The following is a 19,032-nucleotide window of genomic DNA, read 5'->3' on the forward strand; positions in this document are numbered from 1 at the left end:
CCGCTGATGTCGGCCCGGCCCTCGGGAGGACCCATGGCAACCAAGGACAGTCCGGCAGCCGTGGCCACCGCCGCTGGTGGGCTCGTGTCACGGGCCTCGTGGATCCTGGTCCTGCTGTTCGCGGGAAACCTGCTCAACTTCTTCGACCGCGCGATCCCGGCGATCGTGGTCGAACCGCTCAAGGCCGAGTTCTCCCTGTCCGACGCGCAGATCGGCCTGCTCAGCACCGGCTTCACCGTGGTGTACGCGCTGTTCGGCCTCCCGCTGGGGCGACTGGCTGACCGGGGCTCCCGCCGGATGATCCTCGCCGTGGGCCTGGTCGTCTGGAGCCTGCTCACCCTGGCCAACGGCCTGGCGGGCAGCTTCCTGGCGCTGGTCCTCGTCCGGCTGCTGCTGGGGGTGGGGGAGGCCAGCTTCGCCCCGGCGGCCAACTCCCTGCTCGCCGACCTGTACCCCGCCGACCGGCGAGCTCGCGCCACCAGCCTGCTCCAGCTCGGCCTGCCCGTCGGCCTGGTGCTCGCCTTCTTCACGGTCGGGTCCATCACCAACGCGTTCGGCACCTGGCGGGCCCCGTTCTTCCTCGCCGCGGTTCCCGGCCTGGTCATCGGGGTGCTGCTGCTGTTCATCCGCGAGCCGAGCCGGGGCGCCGTGGACCCGGTCGGCACGTCGGCGGGGCGGGCCGACCGCCCGTTCCGGTCGGTGCTGCGGATCCCCACCCTGTGGTGGCTGATCCTCGCCGGTATCGGCTCGCAGATCGCCTCCTACTCGGTGTCGACCTTCAGCGTGCCGCTGCTCCAGCGCTACTTCGGCACGAGCCTGGCCGTCGGCGGCATGCTCACCGGCGTGACGGTCGGCCTCAGCGGCCTGGTCGGCCTGCTGCTCGGCGGGCGCATCGCCGACCGGGCGAGCCGGTGGTCGCCCGCGGCGCGCGTCTACACCGGGGCCTTCGCCCTGCTGCTGGCCGCTCCGCTCATCCTCGGGGCGCTGCTGCTGGGGCCCGAGGCGGTCGGCCTGTTCGTCGCCCTGTTCACCACGGGCTGGCTGTTGCAGTACATGTACTACACCGCCGCCTACCCCGCCGTCGCCGACGTGGTCGAACCCCGCCTGCGCGCCACCGCGGTCTCGATCTACTTCGCCGCCTTCTACCTGCTCGGCGGCGCGGTGGGCCCGTTGATCACCGGCGCGCTCTCCGACCGCTTCGCCGCCTCGGCGACCGGGCTGAGCGGGCCCCAGGCCGCGGCCCACGGCCTGCACCTGAGCCTGCTGATCGTGATCCCGCTGGCGGTACTGCTCACCTCGGTCGGCCTGTTCGGCGCGGCCCGGCACGTCACCCGCGACAACCTGCGGATGCGCACCTAGCAGTGGTGAACGCCTCCGCCGGAGATCGGGCAGCCTGGCCCCAGTGGCCACGGCTCGAGGGCGGAGTGCGAGGAAATGTCGCTTGTCGGTCGGGACCTGGAGCGTAAGCACCTGGCGGAGCTGATCGACGGGGTCGGAGATCGTGGCGGCGCCCTGCTCGTCAGGGGTGAGGCCGGGATCGGCAAGTCGGCGCTGCTGGCCGAGGCCTCGCGATCGGGTGTGCGGGTGCTCAGCACGACCGGGGCGGAGGCCGAGCAGAACCTGCCCTACGTCGGGTTGCACCAGTTGCTGTACCCGGTGCGGGCAGGTGTCGACGCGCTCCCCGCCCCGCAGCGCGACGCGCTCCGCACCGCGCTCGGCCTCGCCCACGGGGCGGCGCCGAACGTGTACCAGGTCGGGCTCGCCGTGCTGGGCATGCTGGCCGAGGCCGCGGCCGAGAGGCCACTGCTGCTGATCGCCGAGGACGCGCACTGGCTGGACCGCGCCAGTGCCGACCTGCTGGCTTTCGTGGCTCGCAGGCTGGAGTCCGAGCCCGTCGTGCTGGTGGCGACCGTCCGGGACGAGCCGCGCTCGCCACTTGAGGACGTGGGGCTGCCGACGATGACCCTCGATCGGCTGCCCGAAGACCTCGCCGGGGAACTGCTCGACGCGGTCGCGCCCGACCTGCCCCCGGCGGTCCGGGCCCGGCTGCTCACCGAGGCCGCGGGCAATCCACTGGCGCTGACCGAGCTGCCCGGGACCGCGCGCGACCTGGACGCCGCCGACCCGGTCCTGCCGCTGACGGACCGGCTCGAACGGGCCTTCGCCGGGCGGGTCGCGCCGGCCAGGACCAGTCTGCTGATCGCCGCGCTCAACGACAGCACCTCACTGGTCGAGACGCTCGACGCCGCCACGATCGCCCTCACGACCAGCGCCGACGTGACGACCTTGGCCCCTGCAGTCGACGCCCAGCTGGTCGAGCTCGGCCCCGGCACGCTGAGGTTCCGCCATCCGCTGATGCGCTCGGCGATCCCGTGGGCCGCCAGCCCCGGCGAGCGCCAGGACACCCACCGGGCGCTGGCCGAGACCCTGGACGGCCAGCCGGACCGGCGGGCCTGGCACCGGGCGGCGGCCACCGCCGGGCAGGACGAGGGCCTCGCGGCCGAGTTGGGGCTGGCCGCGGACCGGGCCGAGCGACGGGGTGGCGTCTCGGCCGCGACCGCCGCGCTGGAGCAGTCGGCGCGACTGAGTGAGGCCCCGGGCCGAGCGGCTGCTGCGGGCGGCTGAGCTGGCGGTCGAGTCCGGCCGCCTGGACGTGGTCGAGCGGCTACTGCGCGAGGTGCGGACGTGCGAGCTCACACCGCGCCAGCACGCCGTGGCCGCGTGGCTGGTGAGCAGCTTCGACGACGGGATGCGCGAGGACCCCTCAGGGTCACTGGAACTGGCCGCGCGGCGGAATCGGTCGCTGCGGACGGGGACACCGAGCTGGCGATGCGCATCCTCTGGGGTGCGGGCATGCGCTGCTTCTGGACCGAGCCCGGTCCGTCGGCGCGCAAGGCCCTGCTGGCGGTGGCCGACCGGCTGCCCAGCTGGGAATGTCAACTTGGGCAACCTAGGCGGGACCCACCTGGGTGCGGGTTCGGGCTGTCAGCGTGACATCGGTGTCGACTCGACTCGATCGAGACCGCGTTGAATCGTCCGGATATGCCGATGGGTGGATCGTGGCCGCGCGGCCCACTCGACAGCCCACCAGGGCAAGGGCCATATTGAGAGGCATGCCGGTCGCGCCTGAGCCAGACAAGGATGATCTGAATGAGCAGGACCGGCGGGCCTTGAGGCGCGAGCGGGAAGTGACGCTCCGCGAGGCGGTCGTCGCGGCGCGCGAGGCCGCCGCCGATGCCCGAGAGATCGCGCTTGAGATGCGGGAGACGGCTGTCGAGATGCAATCCGCGGAGGTCGGTCAACGTGACGTGCGGGCCGATCAACGCGAGATGCGGGCCGATCAGCGCGACGTGCGGGCCGATCAACGCGAGCGAACCGCCAACGAGCGCGAGGCCGAGTTCTCTCGACGGGACCCGCCTAGTACCGAGCGCGCGGCGGAGTTGGGCCGGGCGGGGCTCGATCGGGCGCTGTCCCAACTGCGGCGCGCCGAACAAGTCGTCGCGCGAGCACGCAGCCAGCTTGCTCTCGCTGAGGACCGTGTCCGGACCGAGCAGGGGACCGCTGGTAAACAGGAGGATCGCCCAGGACCTGTCAGTGAGTAGTGGCCTACCGATGGAGGTGCGGACAGGCCTCGGGACGCGCGACATAGCGCCCGTAGCCGTGAGGCGTGTACCGGTTCGGCGCGGTCTTGGCACCATCGCAGGGTGCTGTCTGTACTCGGCGACATCGCGCTTGTCGGCGACGGCGGTGTAGTCTGTAGTCGGAGCTCAGTGCCAGGCCGCGGCTTCGGATCGACGCTCCTGCTGGTCTTAGGTGTGGGCCAGGTGGTAGGAGTCGGTGCCGGTCTCGATGATGTTCCCGTTGAACATGAGCCGGTCGACGATGGTGGCGCACAGGCGTGGGTCGGTGAACGTCCTGGTCCAGCCAGAGAAGGCCTGGTTGCTGGCGATCGCGATGTTTGTCGATGCAGAGCAGGTCGACGCGGCCGTAGCGGGCGAGCATCTTCTCGTTGGTGGCCTCCACGAGCTCGTTCACCAGCCGGGCGTGGATCCGCCGAGCGGTATGCCGCTGCTTGCGCGGGGCGGTCGTGTCCTGGATCGGCATCGCGTCGATCGCCGCCTTGAACGGGTCCAGCCGCGGCGCCGTGTGCACCCGCGGCTTACGCGGAGGCGGTTCCGCCCTCGCCAGCGCTTGACGAACCGTGCGCCGCCCGACCCCGTGCCGGCGCGCCAACGCTCGAATCGAGAGTCCCTCGACCCGGGCATCGCGCCGGATCGTCGCGAACAGCTCCACCCGTGACGTCGTCCGCAACCTCCACCGCGAGCAACCAGACAGTTGCCAACCACGGTCGAAGGTGGGTCCCGCTCAGATTGCCCGGATGGGTCCAGCAGACGCTGCCACAGTCTCCGCCGCCGCGCTGCCCGGACTGCGCGCCCAGGGCAGGCTCGGCCTGCTGACCAGGGGCTGGCCGTACAGGCGTGGAGCCGGGTTCGCGCCGGCCAACCCGTCCCCGGCCCTGCACATCGGTCTGCGCCGCGTGCGGGCGGTCCTCGCTCGGGGCACGGAGGCGGAGGGGTTGTTCGAGGCGGCGCTGGGCGCGGACCTGACCGGGTGGCAGCTCGAACGCGCGCGGGTCCAGCTCGCCTTCGGCGAGTGGCTGCGCAGGCAGCGGCGGGCGGTGGAGTCCCGGACGCACCTGCGGGCGGCTCGCGACGCCTTCGACGCGCTCGGCGCGGTGCCGTGGGGCGAGCGGGCCCGCCGGGAGCTGCGCACCGCGGGCGAGGCGAGCCCTCGACGCGACCCGGACGCACGCGACCGGCTCACCGCGCACGAACTCAGCATCGCCCAGCTGGCGGCCGAAGGGCTGGCCAACCGGGAGATCGGCCAGCGGCTCCACCTGTCGCACCGTACCGTCAGCACGCACCTGCACCGGATCTTCCCCAAGCTCGGGATCAGCTCCCGCACCGAGCTCGGGGCGGCCCTCGACGTGGGGTGACTTACACCGACGGCGTCATCCGACGGTCGCCGCGTCCTGCGCCGGGCACCTACCTTCCCCTCCGTGCCACACGCAGGAGGAGTTCCGATGATCAGCAGAAGGCAGTTCTCCCAGGTCCTGGCCGCGGCGGCTGCCACGGCCTCACTCGCTGGCTGCTCCGCGCAAGCCATCCCGGCCGCCAGCCCCAGCACGGGGAAGAACACCTCCTTCGGCCCGCTGAAGCAGATCGACGCCGGTGAGGTCAGCATGGGCTACGCCGAGGCCGGACCCGCTGGCGGTCCAGTGGTGCTCCTGCTGCACGGCTGGCCCTACGACATCCACAGCTACGTCGACGTCGCGCCGCTGCTGGTCGCGGCGGGCTACCGCGTGATCGTGCCGTACCTGCGGGGCTACGGCTCGACGCGGTTCCTGTCCAAGGACACCTTCCGCAACGGCCAGCAGTCGGCGATCGCGCTCGACGTCATCGCCCTGATGGACGCCCTCAAGGTGGACAAGGCGGTCCTCGCCGGTTACGACTGGGGAGCACGAACCGCCGACGTCATCGCGGCGCTGTGGCCCGAGCGGTGCAAGGCCCTCGTCTCGGTGAGCGGATACCTGATCACCAACCTCGCCACGAACCAGCAGCCGCTGTCCCCGGCGGCGGAGCGGGGCTGGTGGTACCAGTACTACTTCGCCACCGAACGCGGCGTGCTCGGTTACTCGCAGAACCGGCACGAGTTCAACAAGCTCATCTGGCAGATCGCCTCGCCCAAGTGGAACTTCGACGAGGCCACCTACAACCGCAGCGCCGCGGCCTTCGACAACCCTGACCACGTCAGCATCGTCATCCACAACTACCGGTGGCGGCTGAGCCTGGCCAAGGGGGACCCCAAGCTCGACTCCCTGGAGCAGAAGCTCGCCCAGGCGCCGGTCATCTCCGTGCCCACGATCACCATCGGCAGCGACTTCGACGGCGCGACCGCCGACGGGGCCGCCTACCGGGCGAAGTTCTCCGGCAAGTACGCGCACCGCCTGCTCAACGGCATCGGCCACAACGTGCCGCAGGAGGCACCGGAGGAGTTCGCCAAGGCCGTCATCGAGGCCGACAAGCTGTGATCAGGGGATCGTGAACTCCACGGTCTTGCTGTCCATGACCTTGTGCATGGGGTTGGCCAGCCCGATCCACACCTTGTGCGGCCCGCGCGGCAGGCCCTGGATGATCAGTGGCTCCCCGCTGGCATCGGCCCAGTGCCAGGGCGCGTCGTCCACGGTGACGTGGATGTGGCCGATCCGCGGTGACACGTCGACGGCGTTGGTGCCGTAGACCGGGACGATGTGCAGGTTCTCGGCGCGGTAGCGGATCACCACGAGCCCCATGGCCAGCTGGTCGGCCAGCGGGGTGTCCACCACGAGGGACGGTTCGGGCTGGTCGGTGAGCGCGACCACCGGGGCTGGTGGCCACCCCGACTGGTCCGCCGCCGTCCGGCTCACCGCCGGTGCGTCGGCCGCGGCGCAGGACACGGCGAGGGCCGCACTCGAGGCGAGCACGGCGCCCTTGGCCATTCGGCGGACCAGCGGCCGGATTCGGTTTGCCTGGAAGGGGAATCGGGTTCGGAGTTGTCGCACGAGGGCGAGGTTAGGCGTCCGGTGAACCGCCCGGCGACCGTCGGGTGACGCTGTCGGTGTAAGTCGGACCGGAACGGAACACGCCGGTTCCAGATCGGGTGACGGGCTGGCCGGGTGGTCCGCCGATATGCTGTGCGACCGTAGCCAGTACGGGGACGGGTGCGCGGTGAACGAGCAGGCCAGGCGCGGGGACACCTACGGCGGGCAGTCGCGCGAGGAACGGGCGGCCCAGCGGCGGAGCCGGATCGTGGACTCGGCGGTGGAGTTGTTCGCCGCGCGCGAGTACGAGGAGATCACCGTCGCCGAGGTCTGCACGCGGGCGAAGGTGTCCAAGCGCTACTTCTACGAGCACTTCGCCGACCGCGCGGACCTGCTGCTCACCGTGCACCGTGAGCAGAACGAGTGGCTGCTGGCGGGCATCGCCGCGGCGACGCCGAAGCAGCCCCGGGACCTCGAGGAGCAGCTACGGCCGATGATGGGGGCGCTGGTCCGGATGTTGTTCGAGCATCCGGACCGCGCCCGCGTCATCTACGTCAACGCCCCTCGCATGGAGCTGCGCCGCCGAGAGGTCCTGCGCAGGGATGCCGAGGTGTTCGGCCGCCTCATCCGGCGCGCGGTGGGCAGGCAGCGCGACAAGCTCCGGTACGAGCGGCTGCTCCTCGCGCTGGTGGCTGGCGTGTCGGAGGTGGTCATCGACTGGCTCCACCGGGGCATGACGGACTCGCCGGACAAGCTGGTGGACCACTTGACCGACCTGTCCCTGTCGTTGCTCAGCGCTCTGGAGTAGCGGCCTGGCGCCCAGCCCCAATGAGACACGCTCGCGTTCCAGTCGCTGGTGGACGGTCCGCGAGGGGGGCTCACCACTGGACGGGGAATGTCTCCAGGCCGCGCAGCAGGACGCCGGTGCGCCAGTCGAGTTCGTTCTCGGGCACGGCGATGCGCAGTCCTGGGAAGCGGGTGACCAGGACCTCCAGGGTCACTTGCAGTTCCAGCCTGGCCAGGTGTGCGCCGGGGCACGCGTGCGGGCCGTGCCCGAATGACACGTGCTGCCCGCGGGGGCGGTCGAAGTCGATCCGGCTCGGCTCCTCGAAGACCGACTCGTCCCTGTTGGCGGAGGCCAGCTGGGCGAACACGGCCTCGCCAGCGCGCACGAGGCCGCCAGGAAGCCGCACGTCCTCGGTGGCCACCCGCACGTGGCCGCCGGACGCGCTGAGCGGCACCCACCGCAACAGCTCCTCGACCACCTGCGGGATGCGGGACGGGTCCTCGCACAGTGCCTGGTAGAGCCCCGGGTGACTGAGCAGCGTGTAGACGAAGTTCCCGATCTGGTTCGCGGTGGTCTCGTGGCCGGCGACGAGCAGGCCCAAGCCCATCTCGACCAGTTCCTTCTCGGAGAGCAGGTCCTGGTTGTCCTCGGTCTGCGCGAGCGCGCTGAGCAGGTCCTCGGCGGGGGCGCGGCGACGGCGCCTGACCAGTTCCGCCATGTAGCGCTCGGACTCGGCGTGGAGCTTGCCGACCTCCTCCGGGCTGAACTTGGTGCTGGACACGGCCGCCTCCGCGAAGGCGCGGAAGACCGAGCGGTCCTCGACCGGAACTCCCAGCAGCTCACAGATGACGGTGACGGGAACGGGCAGCGCGAGGAGGTTCACCAGGTCGGCCGGTGCTCCGTGGACGACCATCGCATCACAGCAGTTCTCAACGACTCCTCGTATCCGCGGTCGGAGTGCCTCGACGCGGCGCAGGGTGAACGCCTTGCCGATCAGGCGCCGCAACCGTGCGTGCTCCTGCCCGTCCTTGCCCATGAGGCCGTCGGAATTCATCGGCCAGGGCGTGCTCCGCGGCGTGTCCGGCTTGGTCGCGGCCGCCATGCTGAACCTGGGGTCCCCGAGCACCGCCTTCACATCCGCGTACGTGCTTGCCAGCCACACGACTCCGGTGCCGTAGGGGAGCCGGATTCTGGTGAGCGAGGAACCGGCCCGCAGGCGCGAGTAGACCGGGTCGACTTTCAACGCCCTCGCGACGCTGAAGGGGTAGTCCGGGACCTCGGTGGTCACCGTGGATGTGTTCGTGGACAAGGAATCCTGCCTCTGTTCGCGCCAGCTTCCCGAATTTTGTTCGTTACCAACAAATTCGACGCTATCACCGGCTGATCGGACGGCCACAGGGTCAGACAGACCAGGGCGGTTCCGCCAAACGGAGGGTTGCTCCGATCGGCTCGGCAGGAGCGGGGGCACCGACAGTCCATAGTGGACCTCGTCGGTGATCATACTGTGTCAAATGTCAACGGACACCTCGTCCGGGCTGCCGGTCAGGTAGTAGAGCGGCCCTCGTACTCCTGACCGAACCTGTCATGAAGGTGCCGTTTCAGACACTGGGTGTCCTGAACGGCACTTTCATGACACCGCTGGCCGTGCCGCCGGCCTGGAAGCCGCGCTGCGCCAGTGGGCTGGTTCCGCGAGCTAGGTCTGTTCCGGCTCGACCAGCTGCCAGCCACCCCTGCGCCGCAACACGAGTACGTAGTACAGCAGCGCGAGCAGGACCATCCCCACGGTCACGATCAGGCTGGGCCGGCCGACCTTCTCGTCCAGTGCGTTCTGGTACACCACGAACGCCAACGCGGCCAACGCGAGCACCGGCGCCACCGGGAACAAGGGCATCCGATACTGGGCATGCGCGGTGGCGCCGGTCCGCCGGCCGCGGATCGCCGACAGGCACAGCGCCAGGTAGACCGCCACGATCGAGGTGCTGGTGACGACCACGAGCAGCTGCTGGTCGACGTAGCACAGCGGGGCCGCGATCAGTCCGGTGCCCAGGGTGGCGATCCAGGGCGTGCCGAAGCGCGGGTGCACCGCCGACAGCGCCCGGTTCACCGCGGCCGGCCAGGCCCGGTCCCGTCCGCTGCTGAACACCAGCCGGGAACTGATCAGCACGATCGCCAGCACCGCGTTCACGATCGCCAGCGCGATGGCCAGGCTGATCACCGTGTCCAGGGTGCTGCCGCCCTGGGTGCTGATGAAGTAGGACATCATGTTCTCCGCGCCGAACAACGCGCCGAGGTCGGGGGCGCCCAGCAGCACCGCGGTCACCGGGACCAGTTCGGCCAGCACGGTGATGCCCAGTGCCAGCAGGATGGCGCGGGCGATGCCCCGCGAGGCGTTCTGAGTCTCCTCGCCGAAGTAGACCGCCGACCCGTAGCCGTTGTAGGCGAAGATCGCCACCGAGGTGGCGATCGCGATGGCCCCGATCGTGGCCGGGCCGGTGCTGGTCACCGGGTGGCTGACCAGTTCACCGAAGGCGCGGGCGGGGTGCAGCAGGCCGAGGGCGCTGACCACGCCGAGTGCCAGCAGTTCCACGGCCAGGAAGATCCCGGTCACCCAGGCGTTCAGCTTGATGTCGAACACGGCGACCACGGCGGCCAGCACGCAGGTCGCCGCGGCCACGGTCGGGCCGGGCAGTCCGGGCAGCAGCACCGACAGGTAGGTGCCCACGCCCAGCGCGATCACCGCCACGATCAGCAGCTGGGTGATCATCATCATCCCGAGCACCAGGAACCCGGGCAGCCTGCCCAGGGTCCTGGCGACGATGGCGTACTCCCCGCCGGACAGCGGGAAGGCCGAGGACAGCTCGGCGTAGACGAAGGCCATGAACACCCCGACCACGCCGGCGGCCAGGAAGCTGAGGAAGGCGCCCGAGCCGGCGCCGGCGAGTACTCCGGGGGCGATGATGAACACCGAGGACGCGGGGCTGATCGCGGACAGGGTGATGAGCAGGGTGCCGAGGGTTCGCAGTCCTCGGCGCAGGGCGGGCACGGCCACGGCTGGCCTCCAGGTGGGTAGTTGTTTGAAGCTCCTTCGAAAATCAGCGGTGGACGTATCAAAGGGTGCTCTTGCTCACAGGTCAAGGTGTCACTGGGTTACGGTTGGGTTGCGCCGGTTGCGTTCTCTGAACGTTCTTCGAAGAATTGGGGACATGGGAAGACCGAGCAGGGCCCCGCAGCGCCGGGCCGAGCTGGTGGCCGTGGCCCGCCGGGCCGTGGTCGAGCGCGGGGTGCTCAACCTGCGGCTGCGCGACATCGCCGAGGGCGCCGGGATGTCCTCGGGCTCGGTGCTCTACTACTTCCCGACCCTGGTGGACCTGCTCCAGGAGGTGCAGCGGGAGGCCGTCGAGCGGTTCTGCGCGGACCGCGAACAGGCCGCGAGCGCGCGGTCCGATCCCCGTGCGCGGCTGCTGGCGATGATCCGCAGCGGGCTGCCCAGCGGCCCGGAGGACGAGTTGTGCGTGCTGCTCTACGAACTGGGCACCATCGCCCGCCGCGACCCCGCCTACGCTGCCCGGCACATCGCGCTGTTCGAACGGCAGGTGCGGATCTACGCCGGGATCCTGGAGGCCGGCGTGGCCACCGGGGTGTTCGAGCTGACCGCTGAGGCGCTGACCGTGGCGCGCAACCTGGTCACCCTGGAGGACGGCTACGGCCTGCACCTGACCCTGGCCGTGCCGGTCATGGACACCGGCACGGCCGAGTCGCTGATCCTGTCCTACGCGCGCACCGCGACCCGCTGCGACCTGGAGGAGCTGTCATGACCCGTGCTCGCGACCTGGGCATCTCGCTGCCCGGCCAACCCGGCGCGCACAACGCGATCACCGATGTGCCCGGGGTACAGGTCGGCTGCACCACGCTGATCGAGGGCGATTCGGTGCGCACCGGGGTGACCGCGATCCTGCCGCGCGGCCGGACCGATTTCGACCTGCCCTGCGCGGCGGGCACCTACGCGCTCAACGGCAACGGGGAGATGACCGGCACCGCCTGGCTGGCCGAGACCGGATCGCTGACCCTGCCGGTGCTGATCACCAACACGCACGCCGTCGGCCCGTGCCACCGCGGCGCGATCGACTGGGTGGTGCGGGAACGCCCCGACGTGGCCGCCGAATGGCTGCTGCCGGTGGTGGCCGAGACCTGGGACGGCTACCTCAACGACATCAACGCCCCCACCGTGCGACCCGAGCACGCGGTGGCCGCCATCGACGCCGCCGCGAGCGGTCCCGTGCCGGAGGGTTCGGTCGGCGGCGGCACCGGGATGACCTGCTACGGCTACAAGGGCGGCACCGGAACCGCTTCCCGGCTGGTCCGCCATGGCAGCGACCGCTACACGGTGGGCGCTTTGGTGCAGGCCAACTTCGGCGCCCGCAGGGAGCTGACCGTCGCCGGCGAACCGGTCGGCAGGGAACTGCTCGCCGACAATCCGATGGAGCAACAGCCCTGGCCGGGGCCGCCCGGGGCCGGCTCGGTGATCGTGGTCCTCGGCACCGACGCCCCGCTGCTGCCCGGCCAGTGCGCCGCGCTGGCCCGGCGGGTGCCGCTCGGCCTGGCCCGCACCGGCACCACCGGCTCGCACTTCTCCGGTGACCTGTTCCTCGCCTTCTCCACCGCCAACTCCGGCGCGCTGAGCAGCCGGTTCCCCCGGTCCGCCGAGGCAGAGTACGAGAGCCTGCGGTTCGTGCCCTGGGGCCGGATCGACCCGTTCCTGGAAGCCGTGGTGCAGGCCGTGGAGGAGGCGGTGCTCAACGCGTTGGCCGCCAACCAGGAGATGGCCGGCCGGTACGGACGCCGGGTCCCCGCCCTGCCGGTGCGGCGCTGGCTCGACCGGTGATCAGCCGCGCACCGCGGCCAGGCACTCGTCGTAGAGGTCCATGATCTCGACCCACGTCGTTGATGCGGCCTCCAGGCAGGCGATCACCGCGCGGGCCCGCGGATCCGGGCTGCCGCCGGCGGTGTCCATGCGCGCCTTGACCAACGGCAGCAGGTCTTCCGGAAGCTCGCCGACTACCTGGCCGACAACCCGACCCGACAGAGGAAGATCGGCTGGGAACGGCTGCGGCAGATCCTGCGCAAACGCGGGATCTCCTTCCAGCGCACCCGCACCTGGAGGGAATCCAGGGGCCCCGGCAAGAACGCCAAACTGGACCGGATCGAGGAGGTGACCAGCAGGTTCCCCAACCGGTGTTTCACCTTCGACCAGTTCGGGGCACCTGCTGGACTCGTGAGAAGCACCCCGCCCGGGTGCCTGCGACCTACCACCGTACCCACGGCATCCGCAGCCAACGCCAACCACGCTGGGGCCGGCCCCGCCCCCACAGCAGCATGATCAAACCCGGTCAACGTGCGTAGTCAGCGTACTAGGCGGACTGCCAGAGCTCGATGCGGTTGCCCTCGGGGTCGGTGACCCAGCCGAAGCGGCCGACGCCTGCCATATCCTCGGTCTCGTCGGCTACGTCGGCGCCCTTGCCGCGGAGCTGTGTGAGCATGGCGTCCAGGTCGCGGACCCGGAAGTTGAGCATGGTCTGCTGGGAACGGGAACCGAAGTAGTCGGTCCCAACCTCGAACGGCGCGAAGACGGTGGGGCCCGCCTCTTGGTGCCACACGCCGTTCTCATCGGCATCGAGGCCGAGGCAGTCCCGGTACCAGGCGCCCAGAGCCGCCGGGTCCGAAGCGCGGAGGAAGTAGCCACCGATTCCGAGCACGCGTTCCATGCCGTGATCGTGCCAGTGCGGCGGCCAGACCGGGGCAGGCGACACGCGGACCGCCAAGCCGGTCCGCCCCGGCGTGCACGCCGGCGCCTCGCTCCGTTCTACGTCACGCAGAAAAATTTCGACACAGTGCAGATTTTTCTCTGCACTGTGTCATAGTGGTGTGATGGCAGCGAAGCGTCGGGACGCACCGAGCAAGGGCGACCAGCGAGTCCAGGCGATCCTGGACGCCGCCGAGGTGTTGCTCGAACGGGAGCGTGCCGAACCGATGACGGTCGAGTCGATCGCCAAGGGCGCGGGAATCCTGCGTGGCTCGCTGTACTTCTACTTCGGGTCGAAGCAGGAGGTGCTCGCGGCACTGGTCGCGCGCACCGTCGCCCAGTTGCACATGGAGGATCCAGCCGCCGACCTGGACGCGCCAGTACGCGACATCGTGCGACAGGCTGTGCGGAACACGGCCCGCACGTGGCGTGAGCACGCAACCGTGATGCGGGCGGCCGTCGAGTTCGGCCCAGAGGTGCCAGAGATCGGCCAACTGTGGCGCGACACCATCGCCAACAACACCAAGGTCATGGCTCGGGTCCTGGTCCGGGCCGGGCTACCCGATGAGGACGGTCCTACCGGTGCCGCGGCGCTCGCGCAGGCCCTGTGCTGGATGACCGAGCGCAACTTCTACCACGCGTCAACACAACCCGGCGGCCTGGACCACATGACCGAGACGATGGTCGAGATCTGGTGCCGCGTCCTACCTGGAGGAAACCCGTGCTCTTCCTGATCACCGGTGTCAGCAGCGGCCTCGGCCGGGCGTTCGCCCAAGGGGCGCTGGATGCCGGGCACACCGTCGTCGGCACGGTCCGCCGGCCCGAGGACCTCGCGGCGTTCGAAGCGCTCGCACCCGGACGCGCGCACGCGCGGCAACTGGATGTCACCGACGACGACGCGGTGTTCGCTGTCGTGGGCGAGGTCGAGGCGGGTGTCGGACCGATCGACGTGCTCATCGCGAACGCCGGTTATGGACATGAGGGTGTGTTCGAGGAGTCGCCGCTATCCGAGTTGCGAGCGCAGTTCGCCGTCAATGTGTTCGGTGTGGCCGCGACCGTGCAGGCGGTACTGCCGTTCATGCGCAAGCGCCGCGCGGGGCATGTGTTCGCGGTCAGCTCCATGGGTGGACTGATGACCGTGCCCGGGTTGGCCTATTACTGTGGCAGCAAGTACGCCGTGGAGGGCATCCTGGAGACCGTTGCCAAGGAGGTCGCGGGCTTCGGCGTGCGCGTGACGGTCATCGAACCCGGCTCGTTCCGCACGGACTGGGCGGGCCGCTCGATGGTACGCACGGAACGCTCCATCCCGGACTACGACGAGCTGTTCGAGCCCATCCGCGCGGCTCGGCAGGCGGCCAGCGGCAACCAGTTGGGCAACCCGGCCAAAGCGGCCGAGGCGGTCCTGAAGATCGTCGAGGCGGAGAATCCGCCTGTGCATCTCGTGCTGGGCTCGGACGCGCTGCGACTGGTCGCGGCCGGCCGCTCGGCAGTCGAGCAGGACCTGCAGGAGTGGGCGGAGCTGTCGCGCTCCACCGACTACCCCGACGGCCACCAGATCGCGTCGAACTAGTGTCGTGCGCCGGAAATCCGCCACATAAGTCTAGTCTGGGTTGATGGCGCGGATTGGACGTCCTCCTGCTGAGGTGACGTTGACCGAGCAGGAGCGGGTAACGCTGGAACGGTGGGCGCGGCGGGCGAAGTCGTCGCAGGTGCTGGCACAGCGGTGCAGGATTGTGCTGGCGTGCGCGGACGGCCTGCCAGGCAAGCAGATCGCCGAGGATCTTCGGGTTCACCCGTCGACGGTGACCAAGTGGCGCAGGCGATTTCTCCAGCATCGGCTGGAGGGCCTGGTCGATGAGGAACGGCCGGGCCGTCCGCCGTCGATCACGGTGGACCAGGTCGAAGAGGTGATCGTGGCGACTCTGGAGGAGACCCCGCGCAACGCCACACACTGGTCTCGGGCGTCGATGGCGGAGAAGTCCGGGCTGAGCAAGTCGACCATCGGCCGGATCTGGCGCGATTTCGGGCTCAAACCCCACCGTGCCGAGACCTTCAAGCTCTCGACCGATCCATTGTTCGTGGAGAAGGTCGTCGATGTCGTTGGCCTGTACCACAATCCGCCCGAGCGGGCGGTGGTGCTGTGCGTGGACGAGAAGAGTCAGATCCAGGCACTGGACCGCTCCCAGCCGGTGCTGCCGATGATGCCGGGTATGCCTGAGCGGCGCACACATGACTACGCCCGCAATGGCATCACCAGCCTGTTCGCCGCGTTCGACGTCGCCGATGGCACGGTGATCGCCGAGTTGCATCGTCAGCACCGGGCCGCCGAGTTCAAGAAGTTCCTCATCACGATCGACAAGACGGTCCCGGCGGAGCTGGCCGTCCACCTGGTCTGTGACAACTACGGCACTCACAAGACCCCGGCGATCAAGGCCTGGCTGGCCAAGCACCCCAGGTTCCGCATGCACTTCACCCCGACCGGATCATCGTGGATCAACCAGGTCGAACGCTGGTTCGGCTTTCTCAGCGACCAGAAGATCACCCGAGGTACCCACCGCAGCGTCCAAGCGCTGGAGAAGGACATCCGCGTCTGGATCGCTGACTGGAACACCCATCCACGGCCGTTCATCTGGACCAAGACCGCCGAAGAGATCCTCGAGTCACTCGCCCGATTTTGTAGGCGGATTTCCGGCGCAGGACACTAGTGGCGCGGCGCGCATCGTTGACCTGGTATCCGGGCCGAGGCTGCGGTGTCATGAAAGTGCCGTTCGGGACATCCGGTGTCCTGAAAGGCACTTTCATGACACGGACCGCGCCGCGGAACGAGCTGCGCAAGGATGCAGCGTGTAGCTACAGATCTTGAAAGATTGGGGTTGCGGTGGTGCCGGGTCGGGTGTCAGCCCGGTCTCGGGGACGCTAGGTCGTTCGCCCTTGCGTCCGTGGTGAACCAGGATCCGGTAGATCAACCGGCTGCGGCCACCGGACCGTCAACACACCAGCCCAGCGATCAACAGCCACGTCGGACGTTCGGCGAACGCGCTCAATGCGGCATGAGCGTTGGGTGGATTCGTACGGCTCGTTCCGCTGGCGGAGGCGCCCGCGGGTTCCGCGGTGGAAGGGACACCCCGCCAGCCGCGAACCTGAGGCTGGCTGGCCTGTCTATGACAGACAGGCCAGTTCCTCAGCGGCGGTAGTAGTCTGCGAGCGCAGCGAAGGCGGCCTTGGGTTCCCACGCCATGTCCGGGTAGGTCTCGCCGAGGCGGTCTTCGAACACCATGACCACGCCGGAGCTGGCCAAATCCAGGTCCGCACGTGGACCCTCTCGGTGTGGCAGGTGATAGCACGCGAAGGTGTTCATGAACGCGGAGTCCACGCCCTCAGCGTTGAAGATGTCCAGCAGTTCGCACATGTAGGTGGCCTGCTCGGCTTCGTCACGGAGGTAGTCGCCGTCGAGCCGGGCCGCGATGGGGCCTTCCCATTCGACGATCATCACGCCGTGCGCGCCCCGATCCGCGGCGCCGCGGTAGGTGCAGCACCCGAACTCCGTGACGGCTACCGGCTTTCCGCCCGCGACCAGGCCGCGGACAGCTGCGGGGAATGTGTCCGCGTACTCGATCGACCGATAGAGGTCGTAGGAGACGAAGTCGAAGGGCGTCCAGTCGACGCCCTCGAACGAGGGGATCGCGGCGTAGCTGACCTTTCCGCCGAACCGTTCGCGGACAGCCCGCACGGCCTGACCGAGGAAGTCGTTGAGGCGAGCGGGAACTCCCGCCATCGCCGCGCCCAGTCGCTCGGGTGTGGCCAGGATCGCGGACCGTTCGGTGATGGTCTCACCGGGCAGGAATCCGACGGTGAACATGCTCAGTTCCGCGCCGGTGAGCAAGACAACCTCGGCTCCTTGACGGCGTAATCGCTCCGCGCGGTGGGCACAGTCGGTGAGGAAAATGAGTAGTTCGTCGGTGGTCAGGTCGCAGGTGAACGGGGAGTACCAGACCTCGAGGCCGACGTCGGCCGCGTGGGTGGCGGCGATCTCCAGCCGGTCGAGATCGCCGCCGGTGACCCGCACCGCGGTGCAGTGCAGGTCCTCGCGGATGATCTGCATCTCGCGCTTGACGACCTCGGGGTCGAAGGGATCGTGGGTGATCATCCCGGCGTTGACGAAGCCAGTGTCGTAGGTGATGCCGTTGGCTCGCATGACCGCGACCATAAGGTACGTGCAGTACCTCATCAACCGATTAAGGTACTGCGTGTACGCAACTGGGAGGTGACATGGCTCAGGTGAGACGGCGCGGGGCCGTCCTGGAGCAGGCGATACTGCGCGCGGCGGTCGAGGAGCTCACCGAGTCCGGGTATCCCGGTCTGACGATGGACCGGGTCGCCAGGCGCGCCGGGACCAACAAGAACACGATCTACCGCCGGTGGCCCAACCGCGCCGCGCTCGGCGTGGCCGCCTACCGACAACTGGTCGAAGAGAGGCTGGGGCCACCCGACACGGGTGAACTGCGCGCCGATGTGCTCACGGTGCTGCGGCAGATGAACCGCGATCTGTCCTCGCCCAGGGCCGACATCGCCCGTGGCCTGATGGCAAGTGCCAGCGAGGATCCCGAACTGTTCGCTCAGTTGCAGGAACTGGTCGGCGACGGCGGGAGTGGGATGTGGCTGACCATGCTCGAACGCGCTGTGGCACGAGGTGAGGCACTGCCCGAAGCTTGTCATCCTCGGGTTGCCACGGTGGCCGTGGTATTGCTGCGCAACGAGTACGTCACACGCGGGATGCAGTCCGTGCCCGACGAGGTCATCCTCGAGATCGTGGACGAGGTGTACCTGCCGCTGGTGGGCGCTCGTGTCGCAGACCGGCGACCGGGCTGAAGGACATCGTCATCGCCCTGCCGAAGGAGATCACCCAGGTGAGGGCTCGGTTCGACCGGGCAGGACTGTTCGTCTGGCACTGTCACGTACTGGAGCACGAGGGCAACGAGATGATGCGGCCCTTTGAGGTGACCGATCCGTCATCGCACCCCTTCCGCCAACAGGATCCGCCGCACTTGACTACGACCGACCAGGATTCCCTCGCAGCGGGCCGCCTCGGTCAACGTGGCTTCGGCTGCGCCTGTGGCGGGGCCGCGCTGGTGAGCGGCTGCGGGTGTTCCGTCTGCCCTCTTACGTTCCCGACCTCAATCCAACCGAGGGGGTGTGGTCGCTGGTCAAACGGTCGTTGGCCAACTTCACCGCCGCCAACCTCGACCACCTGGTGCGGGTCGTGAAACGCAAGCTGAAGAAGATCCAGCACCGGCCACAGTCGCTGGCGGGTTGCCTGGCCGAGACCGGACTGATCACCGAGATACCGTCATGATCACACCAACCGCCATCACCAGTTCAAGTTCAGTAACTTCGAAGTGTCCGTATCTCATCCAGCATGTCATGCCAGATCCGCTGCTGCTTCTTCGCCAACCTGATCATGTTCCGATAGTACGAATCAGCTTCGGCGGTGACGGCCCCGACGAGCGTCTTGGCCACACAGAACCGTTGCACCGAGGCATCTCGACCGGAGAAGGATATCTTCGCGTTCCCTTCCGCCAGGTGAATCAACTCCAGTTCGTACGGCAATGTTGGCATCCCGACCTTCACGTCGGAGCCGTTGACGAAGTCCTTGGTCGCGGTCCACAGAACGCCCCAGAACCAGTCGACGTCATCCACCACGGTCTCGTCGATCACTGGCCGATCCTTGACCTGCAGCAAGACGACACCGTCAAAGTGCTCAGAGCGCCGCAAGCGCAGCTCAGGGGTGGCATCGTCCAGGCGAACCAGCTCGCCCTTCGACTCGACGAGAGTGCGGATCCGCACGTCCATGCCAACCACCTAGAC

General features: G+C 69.1%; 19 protein-coding genes and 3 pseudogenes. 13 read left to right on the forward strand and 9 right to left on the reverse strand.

What is annotated here, in order from left to right:
• Positions 1-33: 33 nt before the first annotated feature.
• From KALB_RS19330 to KALB_RS44040, 3 genes are all read left to right on the forward strand, one after another.
• A complete protein-coding gene (locus KALB_RS19330) occupies positions 34-1,359 on the forward strand; it encodes an MFS transporter (protein WP_081789406.1) in 1,326 nt (441 codons plus the stop codon).
• 75 nt (positions 1,360-1,434) lie between these two features.
• The gene (locus KALB_RS19335) at positions 1,435-2,625 is read left to right on the forward strand and encodes an AAA family ATPase (protein ID WP_052360469.1); all 1,191 of its coding nucleotides are present in this window, start codon (positions 1,435-1,437) and stop codon (positions 2,623-2,625) included.
• A 488-nt stretch (positions 2,626-3,113) separates the two neighbouring features.
• Positions 3,114-3,602 (forward strand): hypothetical protein, encoded by a 489-nt coding sequence (locus KALB_RS44040; RefSeq protein ID WP_025357366.1) that lies wholly within the window; start codon positions 3,114-3,116, stop codon positions 3,600-3,602.
• A gap of 207 nt (positions 3,603-3,809) precedes the next feature.
• Here the strand turns inward: KALB_RS44040 and KALB_RS50045 are convergent, their stop codons facing one another.
• Positions 3,810-3,956, reverse strand: coding sequence for an ATP-binding protein (locus tag KALB_RS50045; protein ID WP_338033869.1), 147 nt, complete (start codon positions 3,954-3,956; stop codon positions 3,810-3,812).
• 70 nt (positions 3,957-4,026) lie between these two features.
• A pseudogene (locus KALB_RS49245) lies at positions 4,027-4,311 on the reverse strand (IS21 family transposase); the annotation flags it as partial.
• A gap of 181 nt (positions 4,312-4,492) precedes the next feature.
• Between KALB_RS49245 and KALB_RS19350 the strand changes: the two are divergent.
• Together KALB_RS19350 and KALB_RS19355 are read left to right on the forward strand one after the other, a co-directional pair.
• Positions 4,493-4,996: pseudogene (locus tag KALB_RS19350) on the forward strand (helix-turn-helix transcriptional regulator); the annotation flags it as partial.
• A gap of 87 nt (positions 4,997-5,083) precedes the next feature.
• Positions 5,084-6,091, forward strand: a complete 1,008-nt coding sequence (locus KALB_RS19355; protein ID WP_025357369.1) for an alpha/beta fold hydrolase — start codon at positions 5,084-5,086, stop codon at positions 6,089-6,091.
• Here KALB_RS19355 and KALB_RS49250 read toward each other — a convergent pair whose 3' ends face one another.
• Complete coding sequence (locus KALB_RS49250; RefSeq protein ID WP_236650288.1) at positions 6,092-6,601, reverse strand: DUF6130 family protein; 510 nt, start codon at positions 6,599-6,601, stop codon at positions 6,092-6,094.
• 127 nt (positions 6,602-6,728) lie between these two features.
• Between KALB_RS49250 and KALB_RS19365 the strand changes: the two genes are divergently transcribed.
• Positions 6,729-7,388, forward strand: coding sequence for a TetR/AcrR family transcriptional regulator (locus KALB_RS19365; protein WP_025357371.1), 660 nt, complete (start codon positions 6,729-6,731; stop codon positions 7,386-7,388).
• Positions 7,389-7,458: 70 nt separating this feature from the next.
• Here KALB_RS19365 and KALB_RS19370 read toward each other — a convergent pair whose 3' ends face one another.
• Together KALB_RS19370 and KALB_RS19375 are read right to left on the reverse strand one after the other, a co-directional pair.
• Complete coding sequence (locus tag KALB_RS19370; protein ID WP_236650289.1) at positions 7,459-8,676, reverse strand: cytochrome P450; 1,218 nt, start codon at positions 8,674-8,676, stop codon at positions 7,459-7,461.
• A 384-nt stretch (positions 8,677-9,060) separates the two neighbouring features.
• Positions 9,061-10,416: an APC family permease gene (locus KALB_RS19375; RefSeq protein WP_025357373.1), complete on the reverse strand. Its 1,356-nt coding sequence runs from the start codon at positions 10,414-10,416 to the stop codon at positions 9,061-9,063.
• A 154-nt stretch (positions 10,417-10,570) separates the two neighbouring features.
• Here KALB_RS19375 and KALB_RS19380 point away from each other — a divergent pair, with 154 nt between their 5' ends.
• Positions 10,571-11,182: a TetR/AcrR family transcriptional regulator gene (locus KALB_RS19380; RefSeq protein ID WP_025357374.1), complete on the forward strand. Its 612-nt coding sequence runs from the start codon at positions 10,571-10,573 to the stop codon at positions 11,180-11,182.
• Positions 11,179-12,249, forward strand: a complete 1,071-nt coding sequence (locus KALB_RS19385) for a DmpA family aminopeptidase (RefSeq protein WP_025357375.1) — start codon at positions 11,179-11,181, stop codon at positions 12,247-12,249. Before KALB_RS19380 ends, KALB_RS19385 begins: the two co-directional genes overlap by 4 nt.
• Here KALB_RS19385 and KALB_RS49855 read toward each other — a convergent pair whose 3' ends face one another.
• Together KALB_RS49855 and KALB_RS19395 are read right to left on the reverse strand one after the other, a co-directional pair.
• The gene (locus KALB_RS49855) at positions 12,250-12,378 is read right to left on the reverse strand and encodes a hypothetical protein (RefSeq protein ID WP_268872257.1); all 129 of its coding nucleotides are present in this window, start codon (positions 12,376-12,378) and stop codon (positions 12,250-12,252) included.
• Positions 12,379-12,775: 397 nt separating this feature from the next.
• Positions 12,776-13,129, reverse strand: coding sequence for a VOC family protein (locus tag KALB_RS19395; RefSeq protein WP_025357377.1), 354 nt, complete (start codon positions 13,127-13,129; stop codon positions 12,776-12,778).
• A 163-nt stretch (positions 13,130-13,292) separates the two neighbouring features.
• On the opposite strand from KALB_RS19395, the gene KALB_RS19400 reads away from it, so the two are divergent.
• Genes KALB_RS19400 through KALB_RS19410 form a run of 3 tightly spaced genes read left to right on the forward strand, consistent with a single transcriptional unit; the run spans position 13,293 to position 15,872 of the window.
• Positions 13,293-13,901 carry a TetR/AcrR family transcriptional regulator gene (locus KALB_RS19400; protein WP_025357378.1) on the forward strand — a complete coding sequence of 203 codons (609 nt, stop codon included), beginning with the start codon at positions 13,293-13,295 and terminating at the stop codon, positions 13,899-13,901.
• Positions 13,889-14,737 carry an oxidoreductase gene (locus tag KALB_RS19405; protein ID WP_025357379.1) on the forward strand — a complete coding sequence of 283 codons (849 nt, stop codon included), beginning with the start codon at positions 13,889-13,891 and terminating at the stop codon, positions 14,735-14,737. The genes KALB_RS19400 and KALB_RS19405 overlap by 13 nt, the downstream gene beginning before the upstream one ends.
• Positions 14,738-14,780: 43 nt before the next feature.
• The gene (locus KALB_RS19410) at positions 14,781-15,872 is read left to right on the forward strand and encodes an IS630 family transposase (protein WP_025353938.1); all 1,092 of its coding nucleotides are present in this window, start codon (positions 14,781-14,783) and stop codon (positions 15,870-15,872) included.
• Between the two features lie 476 nt (positions 15,873-16,348).
• Here KALB_RS19410 and KALB_RS19415 read toward each other — a convergent pair whose 3' ends face one another.
• The gene (locus KALB_RS19415) at positions 16,349-17,362 is read right to left on the reverse strand and encodes a glycoside hydrolase family 113 protein (protein ID WP_025357380.1); all 1,014 of its coding nucleotides are present in this window, start codon (positions 17,360-17,362) and stop codon (positions 16,349-16,351) included.
• A 74-nt stretch (positions 17,363-17,436) separates the two neighbouring features.
• Here KALB_RS19415 and KALB_RS19420 point away from each other — a divergent pair, with 74 nt between their 5' ends.
• Positions 17,437-18,036 (forward strand): TetR/AcrR family transcriptional regulator, encoded by a 600-nt coding sequence (locus KALB_RS19420; RefSeq protein ID WP_025357381.1) that lies wholly within the window; start codon positions 17,437-17,439, stop codon positions 18,034-18,036.
• A gap of 268 nt (positions 18,037-18,304) precedes the next feature.
• Positions 18,305-18,520 (forward strand): annotated as a pseudogene (locus KALB_RS45420) (IS630 family transposase); the annotation flags it as partial.
• 29 nt (positions 18,521-18,549) lie between these two features.
• Here KALB_RS45420 and KALB_RS19425 read toward each other — a convergent pair.
• Positions 18,550-19,017 (reverse strand): hypothetical protein, encoded by a 468-nt coding sequence (locus KALB_RS19425; RefSeq protein ID WP_025357382.1) that lies wholly within the window; start codon positions 19,015-19,017, stop codon positions 18,550-18,552.
• Positions 19,018-19,032: the final 15 nt, after the last annotated feature.

It is taken from the genome of Kutzneria viridogrisea DSM 43870, assembly GCF_000525635.1.
GTDB classification, from domain to species: domain Bacteria; phylum Actinomycetota; class Actinomycetes; order Mycobacteriales; family Pseudonocardiaceae; genus Kutzneria; species Kutzneria viridogrisea.

What these genes read in the sequence shown, in the direction of transcription:
- KALB_RS19330 (WP_081789406.1), top strand. Translation starts at nt 34, where the DNA reads ATGGCAACCAAGGACAGTCCGGCAGCCGTGGCCACCGCCGCTGGTGGG.
- KALB_RS19335 (WP_052360469.1), top strand. Translation starts at nt 1,435, where the DNA reads ATGTCGCTTGTCGGTCGGGACCTGGAGCGTAAGCACCTGGCGGAGCTG.
- KALB_RS44040 (WP_025357366.1), top strand. Translation starts at nt 3,114, where the DNA reads ATGCCGGTCGCGCCTGAGCCAGACAAGGATGATCTGAATGAGCAGGAC.
- KALB_RS19355 (WP_025357369.1), top strand. Translation starts at nt 5,084, where the DNA reads ATGATCAGCAGAAGGCAGTTCTCCCAGGTCCTGGCCGCGGCGGCTGCC.
- KALB_RS19365 (WP_025357371.1), top strand. Translation starts at nt 6,729, where the DNA reads ATGCTGTGCGACCGTAGCCAGTACGGGGACGGGTGCGCGGTGAACGAG.
- KALB_RS19380 (WP_025357374.1), top strand. Translation starts at nt 10,571, where the DNA reads ATGGGAAGACCGAGCAGGGCCCCGCAGCGCCGGGCCGAGCTGGTGGCC.
- KALB_RS19385 (WP_025357375.1), top strand. Translation starts at nt 11,179, where the DNA reads ATGACCCGTGCTCGCGACCTGGGCATCTCGCTGCCCGGCCAACCCGGC.
- KALB_RS49855 (WP_268872257.1), bottom strand. Translation starts at nt 12,378, where the DNA reads ATGGACACCGCCGGCGGCAGCCCGGATCCGCGGGCCCGCGCGGTGATC.
- KALB_RS19395 (WP_025357377.1), bottom strand. Translation starts at nt 13,129, where the DNA reads ATGGAACGCGTGCTCGGAATCGGTGGCTACTTCCTCCGCGCTTCGGAC.
- KALB_RS19400 (WP_025357378.1), top strand. Translation starts at nt 13,293, where the DNA reads ATGGCAGCGAAGCGTCGGGACGCACCGAGCAAGGGCGACCAGCGAGTC.
- KALB_RS19410 (WP_025353938.1), top strand. Translation starts at nt 14,781, where the DNA reads ATGGCGCGGATTGGACGTCCTCCTGCTGAGGTGACGTTGACCGAGCAG.
- KALB_RS19415 (WP_025357380.1), bottom strand. Translation starts at nt 17,362, where the DNA reads ATGCGAGCCAACGGCATCACCTACGACACTGGCTTCGTCAACGCCGGG.
- KALB_RS19420 (WP_025357381.1), top strand. Translation starts at nt 17,437, where the DNA reads ATGGCTCAGGTGAGACGGCGCGGGGCCGTCCTGGAGCAGGCGATACTG.
- KALB_RS19425 (WP_025357382.1), bottom strand. Translation starts at nt 19,017, where the DNA reads ATGGACGTGCGGATCCGCACTCTCGTCGAGTCGAAGGGCGAGCTGGTT.